The 17,927-nt window shown below is 60.8% G+C and carries 17 protein-coding genes; 8 read left to right on the forward strand and 9 right to left on the reverse strand.

From position 1 onward, the window contains the following. Positions 1-278, forward strand: a 278-nt coding sequence (locus BUC40_RS23020; RefSeq protein WP_208605783.1) for a hypothetical protein, incomplete at its 5' end; no start/stop codon positions are given. Between the two features lie 87 nt (positions 279-365). Here the strand turns inward: BUC40_RS23020 and tyrS are convergent. Next, entirely contained in the window at positions 366-1,565 is a 1,200-nt protein-coding gene (tyrS, locus tag BUC40_RS16395) for a tyrosine--tRNA ligase (RefSeq protein WP_073267248.1), read from the reverse strand. 207 nt (positions 1,566-1,772) lie between these two features. On the opposite strand from tyrS, the gene BUC40_RS16400 reads away from it, so the two are divergent. Both BUC40_RS16400 and BUC40_RS16405 read left to right on the forward strand, forming a co-directional pair. Then, positions 1,773-3,188 carry a peptidoglycan DD-metalloendopeptidase family protein gene (locus BUC40_RS16400; protein WP_073267249.1) on the forward strand — a complete coding sequence of 472 codons (1,416 nt, stop codon included), beginning with the start codon at positions 1,773-1,775 and terminating at the stop codon, positions 3,186-3,188. A gap of 22 nt (positions 3,189-3,210) precedes the next feature. Beyond that, on the forward strand, positions 3,211-4,281 hold the full coding sequence (locus BUC40_RS16405) for an anhydro-N-acetylmuramic acid kinase (RefSeq protein WP_073267250.1): 1,071 nt from the start codon (positions 3,211-3,213) through the stop codon (positions 4,279-4,281). Between the two features lie 59 nt (positions 4,282-4,340). Here BUC40_RS16405 and erpA read toward each other — a convergent pair whose 3' ends face one another. The 3 genes from erpA to BUC40_RS16420 all read right to left on the reverse strand — a co-directional run bounded on the left by erpA (position 4,341) and on the right by BUC40_RS16420 (position 5,923). Further along, positions 4,341-4,694, reverse strand: coding sequence for an iron-sulfur cluster insertion protein ErpA (gene erpA, locus BUC40_RS16410; protein WP_073267251.1), 354 nt, complete (start codon positions 4,692-4,694; stop codon positions 4,341-4,343). 76 nt (positions 4,695-4,770) lie between these two features. After that, complete coding sequence (locus BUC40_RS16415) at positions 4,771-5,181, reverse strand: bactofilin family protein (protein ID WP_073267252.1); 411 nt, start codon at positions 5,179-5,181, stop codon at positions 4,771-4,773. Positions 5,182-5,194: 13 nt separating this feature from the next. Continuing rightward, positions 5,195-5,923: a DUF6776 family protein gene (locus tag BUC40_RS16420; RefSeq protein WP_073267253.1), complete on the reverse strand. Its 729-nt coding sequence runs from the start codon at positions 5,921-5,923 to the stop codon at positions 5,195-5,197. A 200-nt stretch (positions 5,924-6,123) separates the two neighbouring features. Here BUC40_RS16420 and hemJ point away from each other — a divergent pair, with 200 nt between their 5' ends. The 3 genes from hemJ (at position 6,124) to BUC40_RS16435 (ending at position 8,576) form a co-directional block, all read left to right on the forward strand. Next, positions 6,124-6,549: a protoporphyrinogen oxidase HemJ gene (gene hemJ / locus BUC40_RS16425; RefSeq protein WP_073267254.1), complete on the forward strand. Its 426-nt coding sequence runs from the start codon at positions 6,124-6,126 to the stop codon at positions 6,547-6,549. A 137-nt stretch (positions 6,550-6,686) separates the two neighbouring features. Then, positions 6,687-7,676 (forward strand): DUF805 domain-containing protein, encoded by a 990-nt coding sequence (locus BUC40_RS16430; RefSeq protein WP_073267255.1) that lies wholly within the window; start codon positions 6,687-6,689, stop codon positions 7,674-7,676. A 111-nt stretch (positions 7,677-7,787) separates the two neighbouring features. Further along, positions 7,788-8,576 carry an SDR family NAD(P)-dependent oxidoreductase gene (locus BUC40_RS16435; RefSeq protein ID WP_073267256.1) on the forward strand — a complete coding sequence of 263 codons (789 nt, stop codon included), beginning with the start codon at positions 7,788-7,790 and terminating at the stop codon, positions 8,574-8,576. 3 nt (positions 8,577-8,579) lie between these two features. On the opposite strand, the gene BUC40_RS16440 is transcribed toward BUC40_RS16435, so the two are convergent. Further along, positions 8,580-10,061 carry an AAA family ATPase gene (locus BUC40_RS16440; RefSeq protein WP_073267257.1) on the reverse strand — a complete coding sequence of 494 codons (1,482 nt, stop codon included), beginning with the start codon at positions 10,059-10,061 and terminating at the stop codon, positions 8,580-8,582. A 175-nt stretch (positions 10,062-10,236) separates the two neighbouring features. Between BUC40_RS16440 and coq7 the strand changes: the two genes are divergently transcribed. Then, entirely contained in the window at positions 10,237-10,884 is a 648-nt protein-coding gene (coq7, locus tag BUC40_RS16445) for a 2-polyprenyl-3-methyl-6-methoxy-1,4-benzoquinone monooxygenase (protein WP_073267258.1), read from the forward strand. 39 nt (positions 10,885-10,923) lie between these two features. On the opposite strand, the gene BUC40_RS16450 is transcribed toward coq7, so the two are convergent. Beyond that, on the reverse strand, positions 10,924-11,349 hold the full coding sequence (locus tag BUC40_RS16450) for an OsmC family protein (RefSeq protein WP_073267259.1): 426 nt from the start codon (positions 11,347-11,349) through the stop codon (positions 10,924-10,926). Between the two features lie 313 nt (positions 11,350-11,662). Between BUC40_RS16450 and crp the strand changes: the two genes are divergently transcribed. Next, a complete protein-coding gene (gene crp, locus BUC40_RS16455) occupies positions 11,663-12,307 on the forward strand; it encodes a cAMP-activated global transcriptional regulator CRP (protein ID WP_013789731.1) in 645 nt (214 codons plus the stop codon). Between the two features lie 34 nt (positions 12,308-12,341). Here crp and BUC40_RS16460 read toward each other — a convergent pair whose 3' ends face one another. The 3 genes from BUC40_RS16460 to ptsP are packed head-to-tail and all read right to left on the reverse strand — an operon-like array spanning position 12,342 to position 17,905. Then, positions 12,342-14,081 carry a PTS fructose-like transporter subunit IIB gene (locus tag BUC40_RS16460; RefSeq protein ID WP_073267260.1) on the reverse strand — a complete coding sequence of 580 codons (1,740 nt, stop codon included), beginning with the start codon at positions 14,079-14,081 and terminating at the stop codon, positions 12,342-12,344. A gap of 15 nt (positions 14,082-14,096) precedes the next feature. Beyond that, entirely contained in the window at positions 14,097-15,032 is a 936-nt protein-coding gene (gene pfkB, locus BUC40_RS16465; protein ID WP_073267261.1) for a 1-phosphofructokinase, read from the reverse strand. Continuing rightward, positions 15,032-17,905: a phosphoenolpyruvate--protein phosphotransferase gene (gene ptsP / locus BUC40_RS16470; protein ID WP_073267262.1), complete on the reverse strand. Its 2,874-nt coding sequence runs from the start codon at positions 17,903-17,905 to the stop codon at positions 15,032-15,034. Before ptsP ends, pfkB begins: the two co-directional genes overlap by 1 nt. Positions 17,906-17,927 lie beyond the last annotated feature (22 nt).

Here is a 17,927-nt window from a genome sequence, read left to right on the forward strand (position 1 = left end):
CGAGGCGCGCATCTTACAGCAGCCTCATTTCCTGTCAAGTTGTTTTTGAAGAACTTTTTCTTTCTTCTCAACACCTTGCAGCGCCCGACCAGATCATCTTCTCTCCAGCGGGAGGCGCATTCTACAGCGTTACAAACCGCTGTCAACACCCTCTTTTACCGCCTTCGATCACACCTGACCGAACCATCAACAGAACCACTCAAACCACCCTGTCGATGCCGGCGCATTCTACTCGAATTCGCCGTCCGTGCAACCTTTATTTTCGTCTAACTCGTTGATCCACAAGGAGTTTTCAGATCAGGCTGCGCCGGAAGTGGTGCGCATTATAGGCCCCCACAGTTTCTGGTCAAGGGCTTATTTACGGTTTATTCAGATTTCAGGGTAATACGTGCAAAAGCCTTCTTACCGGCCTGAAAAACATGGGTCGCGCCCAGCTTGCATATAAAGGAGCGATCAACCACCTGTCCATCGACACGCACACCGCCCGAGCCCAGCAGGTCGCGAGCGACTGCCGAGTTCTTCACCAGCCCAGCCTTATTAAGGAGCGCTGCAACCGGCATGTCTTCGCAAGCGGCCAGCTCAATCTCCGGCAAGTCTTCCGGAAGCTCGCCTTCCTTCATACGGTTCCCGGTAGAGCGGTGGGCTGTAGCAGCGGCTTCTTCACCATGGAAACGCGCCACGATCTCTTCAGCCAGCTTGATCTTGATGTCGCGCGGATTGGCCCCCGCCTCGACATCCTTCTTGAACTGCTCGATCTCTTCCATGGATCGGAAGCTGAGCAGCTCGAAGTAACGCCACATCAGCGCATCCGGCATGGACACCAGCTTGGTGTACATCACGCCCGGCGCTTCCTGGATACCTATGTAGTTACCCAGCGACTTGGACATCTTCTTGACGCCATCCAACCCCTCGAGCAGCGGCATGGTGACGACGCACTGGGAAGGCTGGCCGTACGCGCGCTGAAGCTCACGCCCCATTAGAAGGTTGAATTTCTGATCGGTACCTCCCAGCTCGACATCGGCGCGCAGCGCCACCGAGTCGTAGCCCTGCACCAGCGGATAAAGGAACTCATGGATGGCGATTGGCTGATTACCGGTGTAGCGCTTATCGAAGTCATCGCGCTCGAGCATGCGAGCCACTGTGTACTGCGAGGCGAGACGAATGAAGTCGGCCGGAGTCAGCGCATTAATCCAGGCGGAGTTGAACGCCACCTCGGTCTTGGCGGGATCAAGGATCTTGAATACCTGAGCCTTGTAGGTCTCGGCGTTCTCCAGCACCTGCTCGCGCGTCAGCGGTGGGCGCGTAGCACTTTTACCGCTGGGGTCGCCGATCATGCCAGTGAAGTCGCCGATCAGGAAGATCACCTGATGCCCGAGCTCCTGAAATTGGCGCAGCTTATTAATGAGGACGGTATGCCCCAGGTGCAGGTCCGGCGCAGTCGGGTCGAAGCCTGCCTTGATACGCAGCGGCTCACCGCGCTTGAGCTTGTCGATCAGCTCAGCTTCAACTAGGACTTCTTCTGCACCGCGCTTGATCAGCGCGAGCTGCTCTTCAACCGACTTCATAGGACTCACAGCCACCAGATTCAAAAGGGAACCAACCATACAAGATCGGCTATAAATGACAAGTTCCACCCAATAGCGCGCTCACCAGGCACCGGCCATCACCTGCGGGCTTGCCTCAAGGCAGATTTGGTTATATTTTATACAGTTACTGCATATTCATCAGTATCTTCTTATCCTTTTCATCTTTTCACTTCAAAAAGCAGCCTTATGACCTCTACAACTAAAGCGCCGCCGCTATATCCAAAAACTCACATCATCGCAGCAAGCGGCGTCGCCGCCCTTCTTAGTCTCGCACTCCTTGTATTCCCGTCTCGTGAAGTAGAAGCAAAGAAAACTTTCCTCAACCTGGATATGGACAACGGTTCAGAGCAGGTTCAGGGCCTTCCGAACACAGCAGCAGACAGCACCGACCAGCAAGTAGAAAGCGACTCGCCTTTTGCTCAGATAGAAGGGAGCGCGGATACGCAAAACGCCCAGCAGAGTGCTGAGCCCGAGGTTGCCGCAACGCCCGTCGAAGACCCACGTAATAAAACGGTTACCGTAGGCAACGGCGACACGCTTTCTACGGTATTCAGCAAGGTTGGCCTGAGCGCCAATACCGTGCATGACGTGATCAACAGCAGCAAGGAAGCCAAGCAGCTAAGCCGCCTGAATGTAGGCCAGGAACTGCAGTTCCGGCTCAGTGAAGATGGCCAGCTGGAGGGGCTGCACAGCAAGCTCAGCGACCTAGAAAGCGTCACCCTGAGCAAGACGGACAAGGGTTACGACTTCAAGCGTGAACTGGTAAAGCCTGATGTCCGCGACGCTTACGCGCACGGCGTGATCAACAGCTCGCTGTTCGTGTCCGCCAAGCGTGCTGGCCTCTCGCACAACCTGACCATGGATCTGGCCAATATCTTTGGCTACGACATCGACTTCGCCATGGATATTCGCGAAGGCGACGAATTCGAAGTTATCTATCAGGACAAGGTCATCGGCGACAAGACTGTCGGTACCGGTAATATCCTGTCCGCGCGATTCACCAACCGCGGCAAGACTTTCACTGCAGTGCGCTACACCGACAAACAGGGCAACGTCAGCTATTACGATGCCGACGGTAACAGCATGCGCAAGGCATTCATCCGTACCCCAGTGGATTTCGCACGCATCAGCTCGCGCTTCTCCAACGGCCGCAAGCATCCGATCCTTAACAAGATCCGCGCGCACAAGGGCGTCGACTATGCAGCCCCACGCGGCACACCGATCAAGGCGGCTGGAGACGGCAAGGTTATCCTGGCTGGCCGTAAAGGCGGATATGGCAACACTATCGTCCTGCAGCATGGCAGCCGTTACCGCACGCTCTATGCGCACATGCAAGGTTTCGCCAAAGGCGTACGCACCGGCGGCAGTGTCAAGCAGGGCCAGATCATTGGTTATATCGGCACGACCGGCCTGTCGACCGGCCCGCACTTGCATTATGAGTTCCAGGTCAACGGTACTCACGTAGACCCGCTTAGCCAGAAACTGCCGATGTCCGATCCTATCGCGCGCCAGGAAAAGCAGCGCTTCATGCAAGTGAGCAAGCCGCTGATGGCCCGCATGGATCAGGAAAAAGCCACCATGCTCGCCCTCAATAAGCGCTGACCCGGTGCTTTATCTCGGTGTGATGTCCGGCACCAGCCTCGATGGACTGGACATTGCCCTTGTCGAACAAGGCGAGCGCACGCAGTTGCTCGCCCACCACTACCAAGCCCTTCCCGACTCTCTCCGCCAGCAGCTGCTGGAACTCTGCAGTTCTGGCGCAGACGAACTCGCGCGCGCGGCAATAGCCGAGCAGCAGTGGGCACAGCTGGTTGCCGAAGGTGTTCATAGCCTGTTGCGCGAGCAAAATCTGCAGCCGGGTGACATTCGTGCGATCGGCAGCCACGGGCAGACCGTGCGCCACGAGCCCGCGCGTGGCTTCACCATCCAGATCGCCAACCCGGCGTTGTTGGCAGAGCTCACTGGCATCACGGTAGTGGGCGACTTCCGTCGCCGCGACGTAGCTGCCGGCGGTCAGGGTGCACCGCTGGTGCCTGCCTTCCATGAAGCTCTGTTTGCAAGCCCTGGCGCTGCCAGAGCGATCCTCAACGTAGGTGGCTTCAGCAATCTGAGCTTGCTTGAAAAGGGAAAGCCGGCAAAGGGTTTCGACTGTGGACCTGGTAACGTGCTGATGGACGCCTGGATTCATCACCATCGTGGCGAAAGCTACGACAACGATGGTGCATGGGCTGCAAGTGGCCATGTACAAGCCGAACTGCTCCAGGCATTACTGACGGATCCATTTTTTCAGGCCACGGGTCCGAAGAGCACCGGTCGCGAGCTGTTTAATCTGCCCTGGCTGCAGCAGCAATTGAAAACCCAGCCCGCTCACCGGACAGAGGATGTACAAGCCACGTTGCTCGAACTGACTGCCACCAGTATCGCCACCTCGCTGCAGCAAGCTCAGCCACACTGCAGCCAACTGCTGGTCTGCGGTGGCGGCGCCCGTAACAAAGCATTACTGGCCCGCTTGCAAAGCCTCCTGCCGGCTACACAAGTGAGTCGCACGGATGATCACGGCGTACCCGCTGACTGGGTTGAAGCCATGGCATTTGCATGGCTGGCCCACTGTTGCCTCAACGGCATCCCAGGTAACCGCCCAGAGGTCACCGGCGCCAGAGGGCTACGCGTGCTCGGCGCCATCTACCCCGCCTGAACATCTGGCAGAAACAAAAACGCCGCGCATCTGCGCGGCGTTTTCATGAGGGGCGCTGCTTAGATCGAGAAAGACGAGCCGCAACCGCAAGTAGTAGTCGCGTTAGGGTTCTTGATCACGAACCGCGAGCCTTCAAGGCCTTCCTGGTAGTCCACTTCGGCGCCGACCAGGTATTGAAAGCTCATTGGGTCGACGACCAGGCTAACGCCTTCGCGCTCGATAATGGTGTCATCATCAGCTACGTCTTCATCAAAGGTGAACCCGTACTGGAAGCCGGAGCAACCGCCTCCCGTAACGAACACGCGCAACTTCAGGCGTGGATTGCCCTCTTCATCAACCAGGCTCTTAACCTTGCTGGCCGCCCCGTGCGTGAACTGCATTGCTGCGGCAGGGGTGAAGGTTTCGACGCTCATGTTCTATCTCCCGGCGCCAGGCGCCCATACTGCGTAATAGCGCTACATTATCCGCTTACCCGAGAAAAGCGGTCAACTATTGCGCGTCATCCACGCTCTCGGGCAGCTCCAACGGTCTGTCCTGATCCTTGATGGGCCGCAGGCCGCCCTCGACCTGCGCACCCATGGCCATTTCCATAAGGCCATAGTAAAGATTGCCGCGAACTCGAGCCTTGGGGCCCAATTCAACATGCTGGCTAGCGTAAACATCACCGATGATTTCGCCGTCGATCACAACATGGGGCGCACGCACCTCGCCTTCAACCTCCCCCTCCACGCTTACCCGCACCAACCCTCCCTCGGTGAGAATGTCGCCAAGCACCTTGCCGTCGATCTGCACAGCGCCCTGAAACTCCAGGTCACCGCGAAATACTGCACCGGCAGCGATCAGGCTGGTCTTGCCCGTGAAGCGCTGCATATCTGCCTTGCCTTTACCTTTATTCCACATGGCGATTCATCACCTATCCGTCAGTCCATTCGATTTGACGCTCGACAGGCTTGGCACCCTCGACATCAGCCTTGATACGTATACGTTTTGGCTCGAACCCTTCAGGGATTCGCAGCTCACCCTGGCGCCCACCCTCGGGGATGGCCTGCAGGTGCTTGAAGGCAAAGGGGATCGACTGCTCGGTCGAACCCTCCGGCAAATCACCGCTCAACTGGCTCAGTGGCAGACTTTTGACTTTGCCGGCCAGGCGCCCGTCCAGCGAAACCTGTAAACGGCCCTGCAGCGGTTTGTCGTCCTTGCCAACACGACTGAGCATGATCTTGAAGCGATAGACGCTTGGCGACTCCGTCGGATGAATATCGAAGCTGCGAATCAGCAAACCATTGACCTTGCTGTCCGGCGCCAGCACGCCCTTGTAGAAGGCCAACTCCTGTTGCTGTTTGAAATTCTGCTCTTCGAGCAACTTGATGGTCAGGCGACTCTGCTCGGTAGACTGCTGCGCAATCTGCTCGCCACTGCTGATAACCGCCATGCGCTGACGCAGATCGTCCAGCTCGCGCGCCTGCTCATCGACATGCACTTGCATCGCCCCGAACGCATCCGCCTGATCCTTCATCGTCTTGGCTTGCCACCAGCTACCCGCATAGAAGGCCAACGGCACCGCAACTAGCAGAACCACCAGCGCAACGCGCAGGCGTCGTTCACTCGCGCGGTTGCTGGGGCGAACCTCCCAACCTGCCATCAGCGCTGCAGGCCCGTCACACGGCAACCCCTGCTAAAAGGCTTGGTCATAAAAGTTGGGGAAACCTGCATCGGGTGCCTCAAGGATGTTCGACAAAGAACTCGATGATAAGGCCCACCCCGCCTGCGGCCAACCGTCTTGATGACTATTGAGATAATGGGCACTAGTATCGCAAACCCTATCAATGAAAAGGAACGGCAATGCTTTATCTGTGGATCAAAGCCCTGCACATCGTCGCCATGGTCTGCTGGTTTGCCGGTCTGTTCTATCTGCCTCGGCTGTTCGTGTACCACGCCATGAGCGAAGACGCTCCAAGCCGTGAGCGTTTCAGCATCATGGAACGCAAGCTCTATCGCGGCATCATGACGCCGGCGATGATCGTCACCCTGGTGATGGGCGTCGCCCTGCTGGTGCTCGCACCGGGCTGGATGAGCCAAGGCTGGATGCACGCCAAGCTGACGTTGGTGGTACTGCTGGTGGGTTATCACCATGTATGCGGCGCCATGTACAAGCGCCTGGCCCGTGGCGAAAACAAACGCAGCCACGTGTTTTATCGTTGGTTCAATGAAGTGCCGGTGCTGATACTAATTGCCGTCGTCATCCTGGTTGTCGTTCGACCTTTCTGATCTACCAGCGTCGCGACTGCCTGCAAGCTGAGAACCACCGCTCAGCTGCGCTGAAAACCTACCCACGCCTACTTGTCGAGCCTTCGACGGCGGGCTAGGGTCGGCGAACATTTCCCTCCGTGCAGACAAGGACGCGCATGAGCCAGCCCCGCTACAAGATCATCTTCGATGGCAGCCTGATGCCCGACACCTCCCTGGAGGAGGTCAAGAGCAACCTGGCCAGCCTCTTCAAGAGTGACCGCACGCGCATCGACAATTTGTTCGGTCGCGGTCCCATTGCGCTCAAGCGAGATCTGGATGAAACACAGGCCGAGCAATACCTCAACGTTCTGCAGCGCGCTGGCGCACGAGCCCGCAAGGAGACGGATCTGTCGGCGGCCCTGAGTCTGCTGGAAACCGATGAAGAGAAAGCGCAGAAGGCCGAACCCTCAGTACAACCTCAGGGCACCATGACATGCCCGAAGTGCGGCCACCCGCAGATTAAGGCAGCGGAGTGCTCGGCCTGCGGCGTAATCATCGAAAAATACCTCGTCCGCCAGGCAGCCAACCCGCAAAGCACCCAAGCGAGACCAGCGTTGAGCAACACGGCAACGCCGCAAACGCCTTATTCACCGCCAAAGGCCGAAATCAATACTCACGCGGGTCAGGTTGGCGAGCTGAAGATCAACTCGTTCAGAGGCCGTATTGGCCGCATGCGCTATCTGGCCTGGTCTCTGGGATTACTGTTCATATTTGTCGCTATTATGCTCGGGATCTCCGCCATCACGATGGCATCCGAAACGCTCGGTAGCATCCTGTTGATCGGCGCGATCATCGGCATGCTGGTGATCAGTGCGCAAATCGGTGTGCAGCGTCTGCATGACATGGGCTGGACCGGCTGGCTGTGGCTACTCAATCTGGTGCCCGTCATCAGCAGCGTATTCTGGATCATCATGCTGGTGGTACCTGGCCCCGCCGGCAGCAACCGCTATGGTCAGCCGCCGCCACCCAACAGCCTAGCCGTCAACCTGGTGGCAGGCATCTTTCTGATCCTGCTCATTGGCAGTCTGCTGATGCTGTTTCTCAGCGGGTTTGCGATGCTTGCCATCTTTGGCGGCCTGTTCGGCGAGCTCTTGAAGGGCAGCTAAGCACTGCAGGGCCAAAGCTTTTATTTGCTTTGACGGCGATGCAGTTGCAGCGCCGACAGCCCGGTTGCGGATAGGCTATACACCTGCCCGCGAAGTGTTCTGGAGGATCTGATGTCACGTTATGCCCTGGTTACGGGTGCCTCCAGCGGCATCGGCCTGGCACTGGCCGAAGCGCTGGCCCGCCGTGGGCGTAACTTGATTCTCGTGGCGCGCAAACGCGATGCGCTGGAAAGCATCGCCTACGAACTGACGCAGCGCTTTTCCGTGGATGTGCTGTTTCGCGTCTGCGATCTCAGCGAACCTCTGCAGCTGTCAGGGCTGCTGCATGAACTGGAGCAGAGCGGCCAGGTCATCGACCTGCTGGTGAACAACGCGGGCATCGGCAGCGGTGGCGCCTTCGTCGCCCAGGACTGGCGCCGTGAGCAGCAACTTCTGGAGCTCAACGTGCTAGCCCTTGCACGCCTATGCCACGCTATCGGCACGGTCATGGCTGCTCGAGGGCATGGGCAAATCCTCAATATTGCCTCTGTTGCCGCATTCCAGCCGGGCCCCTGGATGAGTAGCTACTACGCCAGCAAAGCTTACGTGCTGCATTTCTCCGAGGGGCTGCGCGAGGAGCTACGCGGCCATGGCGTGAAGGTCTCGGTGCTTTGCCCAGGGCCGACGCACAGCGCTTTCTTCCGCAATGCGCAGCTCGATACGAGCTCATTGGAACGCGGCAAGTTGATGCTCAGCGCTGAAGAGGTGGCGCTGATTGCCGTACGCGGGCTGGAGCGCAATCGCGCGATCATCGTGCCGGGTTGGCGCAACCGCCTGCTGGTGATGGCGCCCCGGCTATTTCCCCGGTGGTTGGTGCGACGCTTCGCGGCACGTCTCAATCGCCGCTTTGGCCGCACTTGAGCGTCAGTTAGCGCTGACCGTCCGCCCACGCGCCCAGGCCCTTAGCTCGCCCAGTCGCTCGGCCATGATCACCGACAACGGCGACGTGGCCTGAATGCCGCGCAGCAGCATGCAGTGATCGACCGACTGCTGCTGCGCCTGAGCCGCATACAAAGCGCTGACCACCACCTGCTCGATCTCGGCACCTGAGAACCCATTGGACGCGTCCGCCAATTGCGCGAGATCGAATGACGAAGGCTCAAGTTCGCGGCGCTGCAGGTGAATACGAAAGATCTCTGCACGGATATCAGCTTCAGGCAGGTCGACGAAAAACAGCTCGTCGAAACGGCCCTTGCGTACCAGCTCCGGCGGCAAGCGGTCGATCACGTTGGCGGTGGCGACCATGAACACTGAAGACTTACGCTCCGCCATCCAGGTCAGCAGCGTACCCAGCACGCGCTGGCTGACGCCGCCGTCCTGGTCGCCGCTGGCCAAGCCTTTCTCGATTTCATCGACCCAGAGCACACATGGCGACATCTGTTCTGCCAGCGCCAGCGCCTCCCGCAGATTGCGCTCGGTTTCACCAAAGAACTTGTTGTACAGGCAACCAAAGTCCAAACGCAGCAGCGGCAGCCCCCACAACCCTGCGACGGCCTTGGCCGCCAGGCTCTTGCCAGCCCCCTGCACGCCGACCAACAGCACCCCCTTGGGAATATCCACGCCTTCACCGGCGAAGAACACGCGTTGGCGCTCGCCCAGCCAGCGCTTCAAATTTGCCAGCCCACCAACATCAGCGAAACGCGCCGTGTCGTGCTCGTAGCTGAGCACGCCATCGAGATCGAGCAACTCGAACTTGGCCTTGTTCAACTCCGGCAAGTCTTCCTGGGTGATCGCACCGTCGTCGCAGATCAGGTTGCGCGCCAGCAGCCTCGCCTCGGCGTGGCTCATGCCGCGCAAATTCTTGACGACCTGCTGCAGCGTACGATTGTCGGTGCGCACCCGGCGGTTACGATTGCGCTCGCTCCAGCGCGCGGCTTCTTCACGGACGATGGCCAGCAGCTCATCCTCACTCGGTAGCGCCAGATTGAGGCGCGCGGCGTAACGCTGCACTTCCGGCGGCAGCTTGCAGGCGTGAGACACCAGCACGATGGTCGGCGCCTGGGAGGCATCGGCCATGGCGACTTCCTTGAGGAGCCGCACCAGCTTTGGGTTGTCATCGAGGAACGGATGCAGATCGCACATCACGTAAAGGCTTGCCTGCGGATCGGCCTTGATCAGTCGCAAGGCCGCCTCGGGCTCATGGCTGTTGCTTTCAGCAAAGACCTCGCCGGCAATCCCGCCGCGCTGCAAGCCGTCGGTGATCGACCAGGTAAACAGGCTCAGGCCGCGGCGCACCGCAAGCCCTGTCAGGGTTTCCAGCACACGCCGTTCATCCCAGGATTCGATCAGCACCAGCTTGACCTTGGAATCGAGAACCAACCCCAGGTCGTGAATATCGTTCTTCACAGCAACTCCTTATGCCCAAGCGGCGGCCAATAGTCCTGCCAACCGGGCAGCGCGAGCAAGAGACCGATGCACGAGGATAGAAACGCCGCACGTTTGTCAGCGGCTCACACGCTCTACGACCGACTTAGGCGGTTTGCGGTAAACTGCGGACTCTTGTCATCGCCGGAGAAACCTCATGGCCAACGACCGCCATTATTCGCCCGTCGACCGCCTGCTGTTGCAAGCCGATATGGCGCTGCGCACATTGCTGCCCTTCAGCGGCCAACCCAGTCGCCCGTCCCCTGCCATCGTCGAGAGGGAAGCCGAGCTCAATGCTCAGCAAACTCGCCATATCGCCGGGCTGATGCGTATCAACCATACCGGTGAAGTGTGCGCACAGGCGCTGTACCAAGGCCAGGCATTGACCGCCAAGCTGCCGCGTGTACGCGAGGCCATGGAGCATGCCGCTGATGAAGAGATTGACCACCTGGCCTGGTGCGAACAACGCATTCGCCAGCTGGGCAACCATCCAAGCGTGCTCAACCCGATGTTCTACGGGTTGTCGTTCGGCGTCGGTGCAGTCGCTGGTCTGGTCAGTGACCGGGTCAGCCTCGGCTTCGTTGCCGCGACTGAAGACCAGGTGGTCAAACACCTGGACGAGCACTTGGAGCAGATTCCCGAGGAAGACAGCAAGTCCCGCGCAATCCTGCAGCAGATGCGCAGTGATGAAATGGAACATGCCAACAACGCGCTGGACGCTGGTGGCGTGCGCTTCCCTGCGCCGGTCAAGCTGGGCATGAGATTGCTTTCCAAAGTCATGACCAAAACCACCTACCGCATCTGATGTGCAACTAGCGGGGCGGCGTCAGTCGCCCTGTCAGCTTCAGGCACCCAGTTCGACGATTTCGTAATCGTGGGTGATTTCCACGCCGGCGCGGCCGAGCATGATCGAGGCCGAGCAATACTTCTCGGCAGACAACTCCACCGCGCGCTTGACCTGTGCTTCCTTGAGGTCGCGGCCTTTGACCACAAAGTGCAGGTGGATCTTGGTGAACACCTTGGGATCTTCCGATGCACGCTCGGCCTCGAGAAACGCTTCGCAGCTTTCGACTGGCTGGCGGGATTTCTTGAGAATGCTCACCACATCGAAGTTGCTGCAGCCGCCCAGGCCGATCAACAGCATTTCCATCGGGCGCACGCCCAGGTTGCGGCCGCCATTCTCGGGAGGCCCGTCCATCACCACCGCATGGCCACTGCCGGACTCGCCTAGAAACAGCGCTTCACCTGCCCATTGAACGCGAGCTTTCATCGTTGCCGCTCCTCCGTAAAAAAGCCGGCAGCTTATCACAGGGCAGGATTTGCACCGCGTGCCACAGATGCTGCTAGAGTTCCGCCAAGAACGTGCCATAACTCACAAATCAGACCGCTGGCAGGTATCACCGAGCATGATGATGCCGTTTTAGTGGCACAATCTGATCACTGAGGTACGACGACGTTCTAGATTTACAAGAACAAGGTATTCGTCCCGGGTAGCCGCGTTCCACGCAATGCACTCCGGAGCTGGACAGCGTCACCTATTACGCCTGTCACAGGCCTTTTTTCATCTATTCGGAATTTCAGGCATGGTTGCTATTACTCTCACGCCAAAGGTCAAAAACTTCGACAAGCTTCTCTCACACTGCCACCGTCGCCGTTACACCGCCAAAAGCACCATCATCTATGCAGGCGACCGCAGTGAGACGCTGTATTTCATCGTCAAAGGCTCGGTCACCATCCTGATCGAAGATGATGATGGCCGCGAGATGATCATCGCCTACCTCAACCCTGGCGATTTCTTTGGCGAGATGGGGCTGTTCTGCAAGGAAGGCGCCGAGAAAGAACGTAGCGCGTGGGTGCGGGCGAAGACCGAGTGCGAAGTAGCCGAGCTGAGCTACGCCAAGTTTCGCGAGCTAACCCAGCAGGATCCGGACATCATGTTCGCCCTGGGTTCGCAAATGGCCGAGCGCCTTCGTAACACCACTCGCAAGGTCGGCGACCTGGCGTTTCTCGACGTTACCGGCCGCGTTGCGCGCACCCTGCTCGACCTGTGCAAGCAGCCAGATGCGATGACCCACCCGGACGGCATGCAGATCAAGATCACCCGCCAGGAGATCGGCCGTATCGTTGGCTGTTCGCGGGAGATGGTTGGTCGGGTACTCAAGTCCCTGGAAGAACAGGGCCTGGTGTTCGTGAAAGGCAAGACCATGGTGGTCTTCGGTACACGCTAAAAACGGGGGCATCAATAGATGCCCCGTTTGTCTTTCAAGCCTTGGCGGCAACCGCCAGGGCTTCGACTTCAGGGCGCTTGATCAGCGCATAGACCACGCCGGTCACCAAGCTGCCTGCCACGATAGCCAGCAGATACAGCAGCGCATGGTTGATCGCGTTGGGGATCAGCAGCACGAACAAACCACCGTGCGGTGCCATCAGCTTGCAGCCAAAGTACATCGACAGAGCACCGGTCAATGCGCCGCCAGCGATGCTCGCCGGAATGACACGCAGCGGGTCCTTGGCCGCGAACGGGATCGCCCCCTCCGAAATGAAGCACAACCCCAACACACCAGCGGCCTTGCCGGCCTCACGCTCGGTCTGGCTGAACTTGCGACGCGCCAGCACGGTGGCGATGGCCATGCCAATCGGCGGCACCATGCCGGCGGCCATGGTCGCTGCCATCGGCGCATAGCTCTGCGAGGCCAGCAGGCCGACTGAGAATGCGTAGGCGGCCTTGTTGATCGGCCCACCGAGGTCCACGCACATCATGCCGCCGAGCAACAGCCCGAGCAGGATCGCGTTGGTGGTGCCCATGTTCTGCAGGAAGGTCTCCAGCGACGCCATGATGCCGGCAACCGGGGTACCCACCACGTAGATCATCGCCAGGCCAGTGGCCAGGCTGGCGAGCAACGGAATCAGCAGAATCGGCTTGAGCGCCTCGATGCTCTGCGGAAGGCGCAGCCAGCGGTTCAGGCCCAGGGCCAGATAACCGGCCAGGAACCCCGCGATGATGCCGCCGAGAAAACCAGTGCCCAGGGCGCTGGCAAGCATGCCACCGATCATGCCGGGCGCAAGCCCGGGGCGGTCGGCAATCGAATAGGCGATATAGCCGGCCAGCACCGGAATCATCAGTGCGAAGGCGGCATCGCCACCGATCTTCATGAGCGCCGCTGGCAGCGTGCCTTCCTGCTTGAACGCCTCGATACCGAACACGAACGACAGGGCGATCAGCAAGCCCCCCGCCACCACCATCGGCAGCATGAAGGACACCCCGGTCAACAGGTGCTTGTAGGGGCCGCTCTTGGTCGCGGACTTGCCGCTCTCGGTGCTCTGCACCTGTCCCGCGCCCTGTTGCAGAACGCCTTCGGCAAGCGCCTTTTGCAAAGTCTGCTTTGGCTGTTTGAGGGCGATGCCCGTGCCACAGCGATAGACCTTCTTGCCGGCGAAACGGTCGGTTTCCACCTCGATATCGGTGGCCAGCAACACCACGTCGGCCGCTGCGATATTCGCCTCGTCGAGCAGGTTGCGTGCACCAACCGAGCCGCGAGTCTCCACCTGTAAGTCATAGCCCAACTGCTCGGCCGCCTGTTGCAGCGCCTCGGCGGCCATAAATGTGTGGGCCACGCCGGTTGGGCAGGCGGTAATCGCCACCAGCTTCGGCTTGCCAGACGAAGTCGCAGCGGCGGTAGGCGCGGCCTGTTCGAGCACTTGCGCCTGCTCGGCGGCAACCAGCAAGAACTGCTGCGGATCCGCCAGCGCCTCGGACGGCGTGGACTGCACCACTCGCTTGCCGACAAATCGCTGCAGATCCAGCTCGCCAGTCTTGACGACTAGCACCAGCTCTGCAGCATCAATGGCGGGGGCGCTCAGGGGCGAGCCAATGGCCTTGGCGTCATGCACCTCAACCTGGGTGGTCCAGCCGAGGCGTTCGGCAGCAGCCTGCAGCAAGCGGGAACACAGTACGCTGGTGACCTGCCCATTGGGGCAGGCAGTAACGATCAGCACATTCATTGCAGCGACCTCTAATTATTGTTTCGACGTGACAGTCACGGCCGCCTCCAGGCGGGCGAGCTGTTGCCGATCGTGAATACCGAAACCGATTTGCGTCACCGCCTGAGCTGCAACCGCCGTGGCCAAACACAGGGTGCGCTCGGCGGGCCAGCCGCTTAGCAGACCATGCAGCGTGGCAGCGAGCAGCGAATCGCCGGCGCCGACAGTGCTGGCGACTTCAACACGCGGCGGCTGGGCGTTGAGCACACCATGGGGGCCGAACCAGTCAGCGCCTTGCGAGCCGCGCGAAAGCAACACGTGCTCGACACCCGCCTGGCGCAACGTGCCAATCGCATTGTTAAGCTGTTCGGCCGAGGCATGCTCCAGCTCGCAGGCTTCGGCCAGTTCTTCTTCGTTGGGTTTGATCAGCCAGGGGCTTGCCGCCAGCCCGGCTCGTAGCGCAGCGCCGCTGGTATCCAGAGCCACCGGTAGGCCAAAGGCGATCAGGCGACGCAATAAGGCAGTGAACCACTCGACCGTCACACCACGGGGCAGACTACCAGCCACCACTACGGCGTCATGGCCAGCCGCGATCTCCTCCAGCTCGGCAAGCAACTGCGCTTGATGCGCGTCGCTCACCTCGGGGCCCGGACCGTTCAGATCAGTGATGCGGCCGTCGCGCTCGGCGAGCTTGATGTTGCTGCGCGTCTCTCCGGGTACACGTACGAAGGCATCGGTGAAACCGCGACGGTGAATCAATTGCTCGAACGGCGCCGCATTGGCATGGCCGAGAAACCCGCTGACCGTGACCTTGTGGCCAAGATCAGCGAGCACCTGAGCGACGTTGAGCCCCTTGCCCGCCGCGTGGGTGGTCATGCCCAGGCTGCGGTTGACGTTGCCGGCCTGCAAGGTGTCGAGGCTGACGGTCAGGTCCAGAGCCGGGTTGAGAGTCAGGGTAAGAATCCGCGCCATCAGTGCGCCTCCTCGACGAGTGCCCGCACCGCCGTCGCGCTAGGCAACAACAGCGCCTGGCGAGCCTGGGCCTGGCAATGCTGGAGATCCAGTTCGCGCACGCGCGCTTTGACCAGCGGAATGCTGCGCGCGGCGACGCTCAGCTCGTCGACACCCAGGCCAACCAACAAAGGCACGGCGACCATGTCAGCGGCCAGTTCACCGCAAACCCCGACCCACTTGCCTTCGGCATGGGCCGCTTCGACGGTCATGCCGATCAGACGCAGCACCGAAGGGTGCACGCCGTCGGCCTGAGCGGAAAGCGTCGGGTGGCCACGGTCGATGGCCAGGGTGTATTGGGTCAGGTCGTTGGTACCGATGCTGAAGAAGTCCACTTCGCGGGCCAGCACAGGCGCCAGCAGCGCCGCCGATGGCACCTCGATCATGATGCCCAGTTGCAGGTCACCGAGCGGAATTTCACCGCGCAGCTTCTCGACCATTTCCCGGGCGGCGCGCCACTCTTCAACCTGACCGACCATCGGGAACATGATGCGCAGCGGTCGCCCATCGGCAGCCTGCAGCAGGGCGCGCAGCTGGGTTTCCATGATCTCCGGGCGTTGTAGGGTCAGGCGAATGCCGCGCACGCCGAGAAAAGGGTTTTCTTCTTCGGGCATCGGCCAGTACGGCAGCGGCTTGTCACCGCCGACATCCAGCGTGCGCACCACCAGCGGGCGGCCCTGCAGGGCATCGAAGACCCGCCGGTACTCGGCTTCCTGGGTGGCCGCATCGGGCGCTTGAGAGTGGTCCATGAAGACCAGTTCGGTACGCAGCAGGCCCACCGCTTCTGCACCCAGCTCGACCGCACCCGCGGCCTCGCCACTGGCGCCGATATTGACCGCCACCTCGATCGTATGGCCATCGCGAGTACGGGCCGGCTGCATACGCTCGCCATGGGCACGCTCGCGGCGCTGCTCGCTGGCCTGACGCTCACGCTCGGCCTGGGCGAGGGTCGCTTCGTCCGGCTCGACCCACAGTTGACCACGGTCACCGTCGAGCAGCAGACGGCTGCCTTGCTCCAACAACAACAGGCTTTCGCCGGCGCCAACCACACAGGGAATGCCCAGCGCCCGGGCGATGATCGCGCTATGAGCAGTGGCGCCGCCACGGGCGGTGACGATACCGGCGACTCGCTGGCGATCGAGACTGGCCACGTCCGACGGGCCGACTTCGCCCATCACCAGAATGTAGGGCTCGACCGGCTCCTGCGGCGCCTCGACGCCACACAGATGCGCCAGCACACGGCGCCCGACATCACGAAGGTCAGCTGCACGCTCTGCCAGCAAAGCGTCGTGCAGGGATTCCTGCTGCGCCGCGGCCGCTTCGATCTCGCCGATCCAGGCCGCCTGGGCACTGGTTCCGCTGGCCAGGCGTACATCGACATCTTCACGCAGCGCCGGGTCGCGCAGCATCGCCTGATGGGTAACGAAAATTTCTCGAATGCTGGCTTCGGCGCTGCTCTCGACCAAGCGCTGGATTTCGCCATCGATGTGCTGCAGTGCGTCATCAAGGCGTTGGCGCTCTGCAGCAACACCCTCACCACGCTCGGGGTAATCCAGTTTCGGCATACGCCGCACGAACGCCGGACCACTGGCGATACCGGGCGAAGCCGCTACAGCATGAAGGCGCGAGCCGGCGACCGGCGCGACGGCAGTATCGGTGACCGGCGCTTCAGGGGTCGGCTCGACGGTGTTCTCGGCATGCTCAGGCAGCGGCTCGACTTCCTCACCAAGTCCGGCGCGCACTGCTGTTTCGATGGCAGGCAAAGCCTGCTCGGCAATGGCCGGATCGGCGCTGAACTCCAGCACCTGACCGCGACGCGCGCCCAGGGCCAGCAGCTTGCTCAGGCTCTTGGCCGAGACGGTCGTTGCAACGCCTTCAGCCAGGCGAACACGAACTTCGCCGTCGAAGCCTTGGGCAATTTCGCTGAGCGTTTTGGCAGGGCGGGCATGCAGACCATGGGCGTTGGCCAGGGTAATGCGCAGCGTCGGCCAGTCGGCAGGCAACTCAGCACCCAGCGCTTCCAGCACGCCGCGGCTGCTGGTGGCCTGGGTGAGCGTCTCGCCCTGCCCGGCAATCAGCAGATCGCACAGGCGCTCAAGCACCTGGCGGTGACCTTCGCCCAGGCAGGCAAGGCAGAACAGACCAGCCACCGGCTGCTCACCACGTTGCAGCGGCTGCGCCGGGGTGACGAACGCCAGGCCCGGCCGCTCGACACCTTGCTCGCTACTCAGCCACCACAGCCCATTGCCCAGTGGCAGCGGCTCGGCTTGCACCAGACTGGCGGCGAAACCGGCAGCCGAGCAGCCGGCCTTCTTCAGCAAACGCGCGCCTTGCCAGGTCAACTCGTCGAGATCGTCGGCGTCAACACCGAGGCTCACCAACTGTCCGTCCAGAGCTAGCTCGGGCGCGGCGCCCTGCAGCAGTGAAAGGATGGCGTCGGCATCCTTGGCCTCACGCAGCGCCTGGCTCAGGTCGCCCTCCCCAAGTGCCCGGGTGAGCAGTTGCAGCAAATGCAGGTGCTCATCGGAACGCGCGGCAATGGCGATAGCCAGGTACACACGCTGGCCATCGCCCCAATCCACACCCTCGGGAAACTGGATCAGCCGCATGCCGGTCTGGAACACCTGATCGCGCGTTTCCGGCGTGCCGTGGGGAATGGCGATGCCCTGCCCCAGGTAAGTCGAGCCCTGGCGCTCGCGCGCCTGCATGCCCTCAAGGTAAGCGGCCGCCACCAGACCGTCGGCGACCAGGCTCTCGGCAAGCAGGGCCAGCGCCTGCTGCTTGTCGACAGCCTGTCGGCCCATCTGGATTTGTGAAGGGTGAAGTTCGAGCATGATGTTTCTCCTCAAGCAAGAC

It is taken from the genome of Phytopseudomonas punonensis, assembly GCF_900142655.1.
Lineage (GTDB): Bacteria > Pseudomonadota > Gammaproteobacteria > Pseudomonadales > Pseudomonadaceae > Aquipseudomonas > Aquipseudomonas punonensis.